The 13,569-nt window shown below is 39.4% G+C and carries 9 protein-coding genes and 5 pseudogenes; 3 read left to right on the forward strand and 11 right to left on the reverse strand.

Annotation, left to right across the window (positions count from 1 at the left end; translation table 11 throughout):
- Positions 1-218: 218 nt before the first annotated feature.
- Positions 219-1,286, forward strand: a complete 1,068-nt coding sequence (locus tag AFK68_RS30300; protein ID WP_094677649.1) for a hypothetical protein — start codon at positions 219-221, stop codon at positions 1,284-1,286.
- A 528-nt stretch (positions 1,287-1,814) separates the two neighbouring features.
- Here AFK68_RS30300 and AFK68_RS30305 read toward each other — a convergent pair.
- Complete coding sequence (locus AFK68_RS30305; protein ID WP_094677651.1) at positions 1,815-2,867, reverse strand: DMT family transporter; 1,053 nt, start codon at positions 2,865-2,867, stop codon at positions 1,815-1,817.
- 452 nt (positions 2,868-3,319) lie between these two features.
- Between AFK68_RS30305 and sppA the strand changes: the two genes are divergently transcribed.
- Together sppA and aroH are read left to right on the forward strand one after the other, a co-directional pair.
- Entirely contained in the window at positions 3,320-4,138 is an 819-nt protein-coding gene (sppA, locus tag AFK68_RS30310; protein ID WP_094677653.1) for a signal peptide peptidase SppA, read from the forward strand.
- Positions 4,139-4,448: 310 nt separating this feature from the next.
- Complete coding sequence (gene aroH, locus AFK68_RS30315; protein ID WP_094677655.1) at positions 4,449-4,826, forward strand: chorismate mutase; 378 nt, start codon at positions 4,449-4,451, stop codon at positions 4,824-4,826.
- Positions 4,827-5,010: 184 nt separating this feature from the next.
- Here aroH and AFK68_RS30320 read toward each other — a convergent pair whose 3' ends face one another.
- From AFK68_RS30320 to nadB, 10 genes and pseudogenes are all read right to left on the reverse strand, one after another.
- Positions 5,011-5,721 (reverse strand): phycobilisome rod-core linker polypeptide, encoded by a 711-nt coding sequence (locus AFK68_RS30320; RefSeq protein WP_094677657.1) that lies wholly within the window; start codon positions 5,719-5,721, stop codon positions 5,011-5,013.
- Between the two features lie 552 nt (positions 5,722-6,273).
- Positions 6,274-6,579: a photosystem I reaction center subunit XI gene (locus AFK68_RS30325; RefSeq protein WP_246844556.1), complete on the reverse strand. Its 306-nt coding sequence runs from the start codon at positions 6,577-6,579 to the stop codon at positions 6,274-6,276.
- Between the two features lie 121 nt (positions 6,580-6,700).
- A pseudogene (locus AFK68_RS42880) lies at positions 6,701-7,172 on the reverse strand (photosystem I reaction center subunit XI); the annotation flags it as partial.
- 113 nt (positions 7,173-7,285) lie between these two features.
- Positions 7,286-7,613: pseudogene (locus tag AFK68_RS47010) on the reverse strand (chlorophyll a/b binding light-harvesting protein); the annotation flags it as partial.
- Between the two features lie 42 nt (positions 7,614-7,655).
- A pseudogene (locus tag AFK68_RS47015) lies at positions 7,656-8,121 on the reverse strand (chlorophyll a/b binding light-harvesting protein); the annotation flags it as partial.
- Between the two features lie 144 nt (positions 8,122-8,265).
- Positions 8,266-8,662, reverse strand: a 397-nt coding sequence (locus tag AFK68_RS40230) for an RNA-guided endonuclease TnpB family protein (RefSeq protein WP_210407699.1), incomplete at its 5' end; no start/stop codon positions are given.
- Position 8,663: 1 nt separating this feature from the next.
- Positions 8,664-9,276 (reverse strand): annotated as a pseudogene (locus AFK68_RS47020) (RNA-guided endonuclease InsQ/TnpB family protein); the annotation flags it as partial.
- A gap of 23 nt (positions 9,277-9,299) precedes the next feature.
- Positions 9,300-9,578 carry a helix-turn-helix domain-containing protein gene (locus AFK68_RS30340; protein WP_094677663.1) on the reverse strand — a complete coding sequence of 93 codons (279 nt, stop codon included), beginning with the start codon at positions 9,576-9,578 and terminating at the stop codon, positions 9,300-9,302.
- A gap of 94 nt (positions 9,579-9,672) precedes the next feature.
- Positions 9,673-10,515 (reverse strand): annotated as a pseudogene (locus AFK68_RS30345) (chlorophyll a/b binding light-harvesting protein); the annotation flags it as partial.
- Positions 10,516-11,370: 855 nt separating this feature from the next.
- The gene (nadB, locus tag AFK68_RS30350) at positions 11,371-13,074 is read right to left on the reverse strand and encodes an L-aspartate oxidase (RefSeq protein WP_094677665.1); all 1,704 of its coding nucleotides are present in this window, start codon (positions 13,072-13,074) and stop codon (positions 11,371-11,373) included.
- Positions 13,075-13,569: the final 495 nt, after the last annotated feature.

Here is a 13,569-nt window from a genome sequence, read left to right on the forward strand (position 1 = left end):
ACAATATAGTTAAGTGGGATATAATAAAAAGTGTTGGTGATGCGTGGCTATGATGTTCTTGAAATTTTGATTGCTTAAGTAAGTATACACAAGTATTACCTATTGAGAATTTGTCTAAGCTTTGTCTGGTAACCAATTACTCAAATGCTAGTTAGATTTCATAGCTTGATTCACTAGCGCTGAAAGAAATTGTATTATTTCTTTGGAGGATAAATTCAATGAACTTTGATATTTTTGACGAGGAATATTATCTACAAAAATATCCAGATATTAATGTAGCAATTACTCAAGGTTTAGTAACATCAGGATTAGACCATTTTCAGCGTTATGGTTTAGCAGAAGGACGTACACAAGTTTCCCGTTACTATGACGAAACAACCTACTTAGAAAATAATCCCGATATAGCTAATCTCGTAGAAACAAATATATTCGTATCAGGACTAGAACATTTCATTAATTATGGTTATGAAGAGGGACGCAGCAATACAAGTCCTGACTATGATGAAACCTTTTACCTACAGAAATATAATGATGTAGCATTACAGGTAGAAACAGGTACTTATCCAAGTGGATTTTCTCATTTTATCCAAGTTGGTAGTACAGAAAATTTGCAGACTACCAGTTTTGTAGATTCATTCTATTTGGGGCAAAATTCTGCTGTAGCTGAGGCAGTTAATAATGGTGTTTTTGTCACAGCTCAAGATCACTATAGAGAATATGGGCAATTTGAACAACGCTCTGCACGTTTTACTGGTACTCCCGGTAGCGATATAATTTTGGGATATGGCGAAGGAGAAAAAGACATTTATGGTGTTGATGTCAGTTTCAGACCTAGTTTTTCCAGTTTGGGAGGTCCTGACTTCAATAATGATGGAGAAGTTACATCAGAGGAGTTTAATCGGTTCGTCGGTCTATCTCAAGCCTTTACTTCCTCGGCAACTATAAGATATAGTGATGGTAGTAACGAATTTGATACTTTGGTGGGAAGTGCAGGTCAAGATAACTTTATTTTGGGAAGAGGAAGTGTTAATGGTCGTGGTTTTTTCGCAGGCGTAACAACTTTTTATCTGGGTGAAGGAGTTGCTGTAATTCAAAATTTCGATCCATCAGATGGAGATCAAATAATACTTGATACTCAGTCTGATTTTGATATTGTGCAAGGCGAGGTTGGAGCCACAATTTTAGTTGAAAATGATCCTATTGCTATTGTTGAAGGTTATGACTCTTCACAATTAACTCCGATAGAAAGAGATTTTACTTTTTACCGACAAGTAACTTTTGTTTAATTTCAATAGCACTGACGCACCCAAGTAAGAAATTAGGTTTCTTGCTCCGATTATTATTTTTGGCTCTCAGTTAATAGTAGTGGACTGACACAACTAATGAATGTGGGTATTTATTTTGGGGCGGGTTATTTCATCTAATGGTTCAACTCGTTAATGTAACCGCGAACCCGCCCCTACAATTTTGTGCAATAGACCTAGGCGTGAAAAAGATATAGATTGTTTGCAGAAGTAGGGAACAGGGAACACTTAACTGGGAACAGGTAAGATATTTTTACGAAAAAGGCAGGAAAAAGGATGTTTGATTGTGACTTTTTCTTTCTTTAGCTAATATAACTAAAAGGTTTATTTATTTTTCGGGCGTTGGTAATTTGAGGTATGATACCATGTCCGGATAAGAGCGCGATAGAACTTCCCATCTCGTTGAGGCAACCAAAAAACTTTTTCCTTCTACTCTTCTTTTTCTCTTTTGTGTCGTAACGCACCAAACAAGAGAAATAGTGCAAAAGTTGCACAAGTAAACCAAAACTTCTACAAGTCTTCAGTAACTTTAACTGGTTGTTGCTGAGACTGTTTCAATAATTTACCTGTAGTGGTATTGGAAACATCTTCCTTTATTAGACTGCTAAATTTCAACTTCTGAGCTAATATATCCCGTTGATTAATTAGATAAATACTTACTAAAGTTAAACCTACTCCCACAGACTGTAGCGAACTCAACACCTCTCCTAAAAAGAAATTGCCAAACAATAAAGCAAAAATTGGAGTTAAAAAAGTTAAAGCACTTAAACTCGTAAGATTTCCCGAAGAAGCAAAATAAAAGAACAAACCGTATGCGATCGCGCTGCCGAAAATAGCTGCATAACCCATAGCTATCCAACCATATTGATCTATATTAACCCACTGTTGAGACTCAAACCCTGCGGAAATAGCAAGTAATGGAACACCACCTAAAATCAAATGCCAACCAGTTGCCATCACTGGATCACTATATTTGCAAACCCAACGCACTAATACTGTTCCGACTGCCATTGATAAAGATGCTAATAACATCAACCATTCTCCACTTTGAAACAGTGCATCTATTCCCAGAGACCCTTCTATTGTTTCTGGATGCAGTAAACTCCCGATCCATTCATCAGGTAAACCAATTAAACTAATACCAATAACACCAATACCTAACCCTAACCAACCCCAAAATCTAATTCTCTCTTGAAATAGCCATAATGATAAAATAGCCACTGCCAAAGGTTGGGAGTCAATCATCACCGAACCCAAACCTGCACCTGTTCTGACTAACCCTTCAGCCAAAAACCCCTGAAACAAAGCACCATCTACTAAGGCAAATAATAAAATCCACAACCAAGCTAATTTACGTTGTGGTTGAGGTCTTCCCTGAATCATTCCTACCAGTAACAATAATATACCTGCTGGCAATATACGCATTGCTGCCATGAAAAATGGTGTTGTCTGAGGAATAACACCTTTCATTGCTACCATTGCAGTTCCCCAGAAGAAAAAGGGAGCTATTAGTAAGAGTGGTGCAAAGGGGAGTTTTGAATGCACAGTCAGTTTTAGCTGCATAAGTTTTATAAATAGGTATTTACTAAAATTAGTAAAAATATTTTTACAAATTGTAACAATTTTTCACAAAAATGTGTATGATTATTAATTTGATAAATCATAAAGTAAAATATAGTGATATGTCAAAATATTGATTAGTATTATTTTGATTGACAATTTTACTTGAATATGTTATGAGCGCAAAAGTCTGTTACTTTTGTATTTTGACCAAAAAATGAGGTATTACCTCTTTTAAAGTGATAAAAAAATCAAATTCAGTATTTCAACCCTCTGGTTTCAGCCCTTGGTACTGATAACTGTTAACTGATAACTGAAATAAAAACAGCATGATTTGGCCATTTAAGCCCCGATATCGTAAACAAATTGCCCGAATAGAAATTAATGGTGTCATTGCCAGCGACACCCGAAAANGGTACTGATAACTGTTAACTGATAACTGAAATAAAAACAGCATGATTTGGCCATTTAAGCCCCGATATCGTAAACAAATTGCCCGAATAGAAATTAATGGTGTCATTGCCAGCGACACCCGAAAACGAGTATTAGAAGCACTCAAAACAGTAGAAGAAAGAAAATTTCCGGCTCTGTTACTTAGAATAGATAGTCCTGGAGGTACTGTAGCTGACTCTCAAGAAATCTACAGTGCCCTGAAAAAGTTGCAAGAGAAAGTCAAAATTGTCGCTAGCTTCGGCAATATTTCTGCCTCCGGTGGTGTTTATATTGGCATGGGTGCCCAAAATATTATGTCCAATCCAGGGACGATTACTGGTAGTATTGGCGTAATTTTGCGAGGCAACAATATAGAACGTCTTTTAGAAAGAGTCGGAGTTTCCTTTAAAGTAGTAAAATCTGGGCCGTATAAGGATATATTAGCCTTTGACCGAGAAATGACCGATCCAGAAAAGCAAATTCTCCAAGATTTAATAGATATTAGTTATCAGCAGTTTGTCCAAACGGTAGCCGAAGCAAGAAATATAGCTGTAGAAACTGTGAGAAGTTTTGCAGATGGGCGAATATTTACAGGACAACAAGCATTAGAGCTAGGTGTGGTAGACCGTTTAGGTACTGAGGAAGATGCCCGGAAATGGGCTTGTAAATTGGTGGACTTAGACCCAGAGAAGACCGAGAGTTGTACTTTAGAAAAACCCAAATCTCTATTAAATCGTGTTTTGGGCAATAATCAGGTATCATCAAAATTATCGGCTGCTCAAAGCTGGGTAGAGTTTGAAGTATCTACCAGTGGCTTACCTATGTGGCTGTATCGACCTTAATAAAGCAATCAGCAGTCAGCGGTCGGCAANCTATTAAATCGTGTTTTGGGCAATAATCAGGTATCATCAAAATTATCGGCTGCTCAAAGCTGGGTAGAGTTTGAAGTATCTACCAGTGGCTTACCTATGTGGCTGTATCGACCTTAATAAAGCAATCAGCAGTCAGCGGTCGGCAATCAGCAGAATTTTTTTTTGGGGACATTGAGGAGAAGATTTCCAGAACTCCTCAACTAAAAGCTGATAGCTGATGGCTAAAAGCTGATAGCTAGTAAAACTTAAGTACAACACTGTTGATTGGGAGGATTTTGGCGTGGCGTGGCAAGTTCAAGCAATTCGTGGAGCAACTACAGTCTCAGAAAATTCTATAGAGGCAATTCGAGAGGCAGTAACGGAACTGCTAGATGAACTAGAAGCAAATAACCAGATAGATCCAGAGCAAATTATTAGTACAACTTTTTCTGTGACTCGCGACTTAGATGCTATTTTTCCAGCAGCGATCGCCCGCCAACGTCCTCAGTGGAATAATGTACCTTTATTAGATGTGCAGCAAATGCACGTTGAGGGTAGTTTAGAACGTTGTATCAGATTTTTGATTCATGTGAATATTCCGGAAACTCACGCCCAAAAAATTGTGCATACCTATTTGCGAGGGGCAAAAAAATTGAGACCAGACTTGATAGCTAGATAGGAAAAAAATAGCTCTCTCTGAAAGTGACAGAAGAGAGCGATCGCTACATTTAACTATGGTTTACAGTAGGGACGTTGCACAGGCAAAAATGCGTTTTCCGTTCCGGAATGCTCCGCTTTCCATGTTGCGCAGCAAAACGTCCCTACATAATTATTATTTTTTTGACTTGAAAACTGCTGTGATATTACTTAGGTGAAAAGACTAAAATCAAAGTAATCAATAACACTGCTAAGGAGCAGATTGACAAAAAGACGAGGGCTTTGCGGTAAGCACCAGCACTCTCATCAACCACTCCACCAAACTTCCGCAGTTGCCCTGATCGATATAACTGTTTCAGATAATTACTGTCATAACGAGCCATTCGAGCAAAGGGTAATTCTCCTTGGGTGCGCTGGGGCAAAATCCGGCGACGCTGATAGGGAACACAATCATAGTCAAAGTTTTTGTTATATTCTTCGCTGTCTAATAGGGCCTCTACAAAACCCTCGAGCCCCTTTGTCGCTAATATAATAGACCAAGCCAGTTTCTCTCGATCGTTATAGACTGGGCGTCCTAAAACTCTTTGAATACAAAGCTCGACACAACGATAGTTACTGTTAGTATCATAAATCAGTCGCCGGAATGAGTCTGAAAGTAGTAAACCGCGAATGAAATCCTTAACCCCAATCTGACCATTGCGAAGTTGAGACTCTAGATAAACCTGTTTATGAGCTGTAATGAGTTGCTGCTCGTTGAAAATTTGCCGATAGGCTGCCCAGATGATTTCATCCATCTCTGTGCCAGTGGGTAGGTTATCCAAAGTGTACTGTCTGGGATATTCATCTCCTGGCATCTCAAATCCTTGAACCCGATGATTTTGGCTAGAGAGTGGATAGTCAAGTAAAGGAATTGTCATTAATAAAATCCTATGGTTTTGAAAAAAATTTGATAAAAAGAGTTGGGAACTGACACAAAGAAATTATTTATAGTCAAGCAAAACTATAACTCTTATCCATTATGTAATTTCCAGAACTTAAACAAAGTCTAAACCCATTCTGTNCATCTCAAATCCTTGAACCCGATGATTTTGGCTAGAGAGTGGATAGTCAAGTAAAGGAATTGTCATTAATAAAATCCTATGGTTTTGAAAAAAATTTGATAAAAAGAGTTGGGAACTGACACAAAGAAATTATTTATAGTCAAGCAAAACTATAACTCTTATCCATTATGTAATTTCCAGAACTTAAACAAAGTCTAAACCCATTCTGTAAAACACTTTGGAAATATTTTATATAATTAAAGTGGGATAGAAAAAAAGGCAGTGACAATTAAGATTTGTAAATTAATTTCAAGCTCCTACAATTTGTGAAATATTTATAAGTAAAATGCTACAATCCTCTAAATTTATAGCAAGTCTGGGTTAAAATCCCAGACTTTTTAGCTATCCGACTAATAACTGTTAACTATTTCAAACAATTCCTGCTCGCCCGATTTCCAATAGGATAAAGGAAGCAAAAATTACACCACCTATTCCGCCAACCAAGAAACCAGAAGTAAACAAACTCCAACCCTTATAAGTTTTCAGGTTTTCTGGCAAAACACCCACTGGCTTACTCAAACCTTTAAACACTGCTGCTCCATAAACAAACAGACAGAGACTTAAAATTACTACTAACCCAGATGCACTGCCAGCTCCAGCTAAAAGAGCTTGGTCGGTATCGCGCAAAAGTCCGAGTTTGAGGAAAGGCCCTAATAACAGGTATCCATGAGCCATACCAATTTCCAGTCCCCGTGCTATGGGAGCTAAACCTTTGCGATAAATTGGTAAGTTTCACCCAAGTTAGAGTAAGCTGACTGGAGTTAATTGGGGTTGCCAGGTTGCCCAACTGAGGGTNTACTCAAACCTTTAAACACTGCTGCTCCATAAACAAACAGACAGAGACTTAAAATTACTACTAACCCAGATGCACTGCCAGCTCCAGCTAAAAGAGCTTGGTCGGTATCGCGCAAAAGTCCGAGTTTGAGGAAAGGCCCTAATAACAGGTATCCATGAGCCATACCAATTTCCAGTCCCCGTGCTATGGGAGCTAAACCTTTGCGATAAATTGGTAAGTTTCTCACCCAAGTTAGAGTAAGCTGACTGGAGTTAATTGGGGTTGCCAGGTTGCCCAACTGAGGGTCGTTCTGGAACGGCTGCACAACACCTATGACTAGAGATTCGTTATTGAATTGAGTGTCTCCATAGAGAGCGCCGGGATTGAACTTCATATTACTGAAGACAAATCCACTAGCGATCGCTCTGGCTCTGAGACCATGCCAAAAGTGACCAGCCAGTAATAGGCAGGCAAAAATGAGTTGGAACAACATCAACCAGGTGCGAGGAGTGATTGTTCCATCAACGTTAGTCACACCCACCGGACCATAAAATACTGAGGGATAAACTGTATCGTTTACCCAGACAAAGTAGGCTGCAAAAAAGNCCAGTAATAGGCAGGCAAAAATGAGTTGGAACAACATCAACCAGGTGCGAGGAGTGATTGTTCCATCAACGTTAGTCACACCCACCGGACCATAAAATACTGAGGGATAAACTGTATCGTTTACCCAGACAAAGTAGGCTGCAAAAAAGCCCATATAAGCTAGAGCTGCCTGACTATAAGCAAGATAAGCTTCTCCGGACCAAACAAATAATCCTTTAGCCCATTTCGTAGGAGCAGTATTAATATGCCAGAGACCGCCCAAAATGCAGATAGCACCAATCCATATATGACCGCCGACCACATCTTCTAGAGAGTTAACAGTAGCCATACCCTTTAATGTCCAGCCATAGCGATCGAACTCCAGAGTCAAAGTTGGTCCGAAAAATTCTGTGGGAAACACCAGAGAGTTAACAGAAACAAATAGTGTGGCTACAAATGCCATTAAGCTCACTGCACCGATGCTATAAGACAGATAGGCTTCTCCGGACCAGACAAATATGTTTTTAGCCCAACCAAAAGGTACGGTGCTGATATGCCAGAAACCGCCCAAAATGCAGATAGCACCAATCCAAATATGACCGCCGACCACATCTTCTAAAGAGTTGACACCAGCTAACCAGAAACGCCCTTCAGTACCAAACAGGTAGCCAAAAATAGTTGTGGGATTCAGAGTAGGATTGTCAATTATTCGTAGATTCTGAATCGCTGGATCGTATAATCCATCAAATAGCATTGCTTTTGCTACAAGAAAGAAAGCGCCAATTCCCAACAATACTAGATGGATACCCAGGATAGTCGTCATTTTGCCTGGATTATTCCAATCGTAGCCAAAGAAGNCCTGCCGTTCTACTAAACTTACCCAAACTTGCCCAAGCATGATTGCATGAACTTTGGAGCTAGCTTCCTGCTTTGTTGAGAATCACTGACCGCAGTCTGTAACCTTTTTCTCTCCACAGGCTTTAAATCGGTGGGAACTCCACCTACTGATACACATAGTTGGCCAAATTGACAGCAGCGTTAAAGTCTCTGTCAGCTTGAAATCCACAGTTGGCACATTCGTATCGTCTCACATTTAACGGCATTTTTTGCTGATGCCCACAGTGAGAACACAATTGAGAACTTGGATAAAATCTATCAGCTATCACTAATTGACTGCCATACCACTCACACTTGTATGTAAGCTGACGTTTGAACTCATAAAAACCACAGTCTGCTATCGCACTTGCTAGTTTATGATTTTTCAGCATTCCACTTACATTCAAATCTTCTATCACTATGGTGCCGTGGTTCTTGGCTAACCATGTTGTCAGTTTGTGTAGTGCATCTGCTCTGATATCAGCTACTGCTTGGTGCGCGTTCCCTTGCGCCGTCTTACGGNGTTTATGATTTTTCAGCATTCCACTTACATTCAAATCTTCTATCACTATGGTGCCGTGGTTCTTGGCTAACCATGTTGTCAGTTTGTGTAGTGCATCTGCTCTGATATCAGCTACTGCTTGGTGCGCGTTCCCTTGCGCCGTCTTACGGCGCGGGGTCGCATCCGCTTTTTTGTGCAGCCCTGATAGTCTTTTTAAGGCTTTGGCTCTGTTTTTCGACCCTGGCTCTTTTTTGATGACACGGCGTTGATAACGAGTTAATCGTTTTTTAGCTTGCTTGTAGGGTTTGACGTTAGGGTAGGTTGTTCCATCACTACAAGTTGCTAGAGCATTTATTCCCACATCTACACCAATGATATCTCCTTCTTCGGCAGTACGAGTTAGCCCGTCATCATATTTAAAGCTGATGTACCAATTATTTGCTTTTTTTGTTAGCGAAGCTCCTCTGAAAGAGGCGATGGTCACATTTTTAACTGGTACAGATGGTAAAATTTCATAAGTTTTTACGATTCCTATTCTTGGTAGTTTGATGTAGTTTCCTTGAAGGATTTTAATACTTCCTTCGCGCGGAGAAACTATCTTTTTTCCCTTTTTTCTTAAACTTAGGAAATCCACGTCCTTGAATAGTTAAAAAGTTTTTAAACCCTCTCTCTAAATCTCTTAAGGCTTGCCCTTGGTGCACATTTAGATACTTCATAGTACCAGGGATTTTGACTTTTGACTTCAGCAACTAAACGTTTATGCAAAGTGATAGCACTCAGTCGTTTCTTGGTTTCTTGGTACTCAGAAATACAAGTAGCTAATCCCCAGTTATAAGCATGACGTGCTACACCTGCGTGTTTGGCAAGTAAGGTTTTTTGCTTATTATTAACTTTGAGTTTAGTCTTTATTGACTTCCTGCACAATTGGTAAACCACCTCTTTTTAAGAGTTAAATTTATTAGACATAAATATAGTATACCAGAGTAAATGTCTAATTGTATATAATTTTGTCCAATTATTTTAATACTTAAGATAAGTAAGCCTCTCCAGACCAGATTAGTATCTTTTTTGCCCAACTCGTAGGTTTGGAAACAATGTGAAAAAGACCACCAGAGATACAAAGTAGGCTCACCCAGGCATGACCACCAATAACATCTTCGAGATTATCGACGCTAGCCATCCCAGTTATCGTCCAGCCATTAGGGCTAAAGCCAAACAAATAGCCGAAAATTATCACAGGGTCTAGGTTTGGCTGTACCAGTCGCACCTTTTCTATTAGTGGGTCATAAATACCGCCTAAAGCTGTTGCTTTAATCACCAGTAATGCGGCTCCAAGTCCCAACAGCACTAGATGAATACCCAGAATTGTTGTCATCTTATTGCCGTCTTCCCACTTGTAACCAAACCCTTTGATATCTAGCTCTTTCGGCCTTAAAACGGCATGATAGATACCTCCTGCCCCCAAAACGGCAGAGCTGATGAGATGCAGCATACCGATAACATAGTAAGGATAGGTATTGATTACCTGTCCGCCTGCTTCAATACCAATACCTAATGTTGCCAGATGGGGCAGTAAAATTAGATTTTGCTCATAAATTGGTAAGCTGGGGTCAAAGCGGGATAGTTCAAACAGGGTCATTGCACCTGCCCATAGGACAATCAAGCCGGCATGGGCTACATGGGCACCTAGTAGTTGTCCAGAGAGGTCTTTGAACCGAATATTACCTCCTAGTAAGGGTGCGCCTTCTTCCGGGGTAGCCTCAAAAGACCAGCCTAGCGATCGCCATGCAGGTGTCCAGAAAATTCCTTTGCTGTTATCTGTAGATGCAGGTGTTTCAACAGTGCTGCTGTCTTCATTGTCTAATGTTTGCATAGAAATTCTATCCTCAATCTTGCGGATATCAGCTTAAGAAGCCTCAATAGTAGTCCTAAGTAATTAGTAAAACATCCTAATAAGATAATCAAGCATTAAACTCAGATTCCTTTTACCTTAACCTGTTTCTTTGTTTGAGGATATTTGATTGATATACAACCAAAACAGAACTACTATTTGAGTTATATTATCAATAAGTTTTATCAATAAATAGAATATAAATTTTTATTAAGAAGTATGAGTAAGGTACAATTTTATAAGTAAGATTAATTTATGATATAGAAATCAGTAATCAAAAGTAGTGGTTAGGCAATTGGTAGTCAGCTTTTCCGTCGGCATTACAAGAAACACTACATAAATTACTCCAGACCTACAAATTTACTCCTTTCATACTCACCATTAAAAGCAAACGGTACTGCGTCAAGGAAGTGTGGTCCGGGTGGTCCGTGTGGGGAGACACTCGAAAGTAGGAGAAATAATTGTACCTGTATCTTTTTGGGAAGTGTCTGCCTTNGGAGACACTCGAAAGTAGGAGAAATAATTGTACCTGTATCTTTTTGGGAAGTGTCTGCCTTTCGTGCTAACTTTTTAGTCTCAAAGGCTGAAAAATTTGCACTTTTTTCGCGACCATGTGGTCGCTCAACCTTTATATATCTGTGCTTTTAGATTATATTGGCCAGCCCTACGCGACTGATCCCACACTTTACTGATGCACAACCAAGCAAACTAAGAATAGCGCATAAAGTCGAGGATAGCTAAACTACTACCAATGCGATCTATGAGCCTCTAAAAGTATCAAAGTATTGCTTCGTAACCACTACCGAAATTTAGGCAAGTTTATCAGATATTTACACTTTAACTACCTATACTTTTGATTTTTAAGCGTTTAGATTTAATCTTGGTTGATGACTTCCACAAGCGATCGCCCTGTATCAAAGTATGAACATTCCAATCATTGGAAGTTTTTGGATAATCACTACGATAATGTCCGCCTCTACTTTCAGCACGCGACATAGAACTTTTGAGAATTAAATAACCCAGATCTAAAAGATTGAGTGTTTCTGCTGTTATCCGCAACTGCTCTTCAGCATTAGTAGAATTTAATTCAATCATCTCGTTAGGCAAGAGATTAGCTAAAAATTTAACTATCTCGAAACTTGCCAAACTATCTCGCCAGCGGTTAACTTGATATAGTGCCTGATTTAACAATTCTTCGTGACGAGAAATTCCTGCACTTTCCCACATCAAACTTGGTAACATTTGCCGGATCGCCTCTATCTGTTCCATCTCCCTATTCCAGTCAGAGTTTATCTGAGAGATATCAGAATCTCGTGCTACCAAATTTGGCTCAATTTCAATGCGAGATAGTTGAGCCGCAAATATTAAACATTCTAACAAAGAATTACTAGCCAAACGGTTTGCACCGTGAACTCCTGTACTTGCTGTTTCTCCAATGGCATAAAGTCCGCGAATAGAAGTTTGACTCATTAAGTCACAAGCAACTCCTCCCATCCAATAATGAGCTGCTGGAGAGACTGGAATAGGTTCTTGAAAAACATCAATACCCCATTGTTGACAGACATTGATAATATTAGGAAATCTGTAGCGAATACGCTCTGGGCCAATTGGTCGCAAATCTAAATATACATGAGCATGAGTAGGGTCGCTAGAGGTTTTGTGCAAGTGGTGAAAAATAGCTCTACTGACAACATCCCTGGGAGCTAATTCTCCAGCAGCATGATAGTCAAAAGCAAAACGATAACCTTTTTCATCAATAAGATGCGCTCCCTCCCCTCGCACTGCTTCGCTAATCAAAAAATGAGGAGCGCCTGGTTTAGTCAAAGCAGTAGGATGAAATTGGAAAAATTCTAAGTCTCGTAAAATTGCCCCTGCACGCCACGCAATAGCAGTTCCATCTCCGGTACTGACTTCTGGGTTAGTAGTTTGGGCAAATATTTGACCGCCCCCACCTGTGGCGAGAACAACTACAGAAGATTTTAACCACTGAATTTTGCTTTGATGGAGAAGACTAATACCTTGAACCCGATCTTTTTGTGGAGCTAACCACAAATTTAATGCTATTGCTTGGGAAATAACCTGAATGTTTGGACGTTCTAGAACTTTAGCGACAAGTGTATCAATAATAGCTCGACCTGTGGTATCTGCGGAATGAAGTACGCGGGGGCGGGAGTGAGCAGCTTCTAAAGTCATTGCCAGTTTTTCTCCTTTGCGGTCGAAGGCAACTCCCATTTCTACTAGATGAGCGATCGCCTCCGCAGCATTCTCCACCATAAATTTTACTGCTTCATAGTCACACAAACCCACACCAGCTTTAAGGGTATCTTCTAGGTGTAAGAATGGATTATCCGATGGGTCAACAGCAGCAGCAATACCTCCCTGAGCATAGTTACTTGAACCCATGTTTATGGTATTTTTAGTAACTAAGGCGACTCGGAGATGAGTAGGTAAACAAAGGGCCGCATAAAGTCCTGCTGCACCCGAACCTACTACTATAACGTCAAAGTGGGGAGAAATACTTGGAGATTTTAATCTTGGCATTCGTAAAAGTATGTTTTGATATAGAATAACTTGGTGTACAATTTTTATGAGCAATATCTATGCCGGAGATGATTCAAGCAGATATAGCAGTTTGTTTGTGTCAAAGTTAAGTACATTAACCCATCTTGAAAGCAAGGCAAGATAAGAAAAACAAAAAAATTGACTACTGATATAGATGAGTTTGAGTTTTAATTGCTATAGCTATAATTACAACAATATCCCCCATATCCAAATTCAGGATGGGGTATAAAAAAATGTTGCTTCCAACAGTTAAATATTAGAGNAAAGTTAAGTACATTAACCCATCTTGAAAGCAAGGCAAGATAAGAAAAACAAAAAAATTGACTACTGATATAGATGAGTTTGAGTTTTAATTGCTATAGCTATAATTACAACAATATCCCCCATATCCAAATTCAGGATGGGGTATAAAAAAATGTTGCTTCCAACAGTTAAATATTAGAGATATTATAATTGATTTCTTCTGATTCAGCT

Origin of the sequence: Hydrocoleum sp. CS-953 (assembly GCF_002260545.1) — a bacterium.
GTDB lineage: Bacteria > Cyanobacteriota > Cyanobacteriia > Cyanobacteriales > Microcoleaceae > Trichodesmium.

Bases quoted from the DNA above. Each gene is read 5' to 3' on its own strand.
- AFK68_RS30320 (WP_094677657.1), bottom strand. From the start codon at position 5,721: ATGACAATTCCTTTACTTGACTATCCACTCTCTAGCCAAAATCATCGG.
- sppA (WP_094677653.1), top strand. From the start codon at position 3,320: ATGATTTGGCCATTTAAGCCCCGATATCGTAAACAAATTGCCCGAATA.
- AFK68_RS30305 (WP_094677651.1), bottom strand. From the start codon at position 2,867: ATGCAGCTAAAACTGACTGTGCATTCAAAACTCCCCTTTGCACCACTC.
- AFK68_RS30325 (WP_246844556.1), bottom strand. From the start codon at position 6,579: ATGGCTCATGGATACCTGTTATTAGGGCCTTTCCTCAAACTCGGACTT.
- AFK68_RS30300 (WP_094677649.1), top strand. From the start codon at position 219: ATGAACTTTGATATTTTTGACGAGGAATATTATCTACAAAAATATCCA.
- nadB (WP_094677665.1), bottom strand. From the start codon at position 13,074: ATGCCAAGATTAAAATCTCCAAGTATTTCTCCCCACTTTGACGTTATA.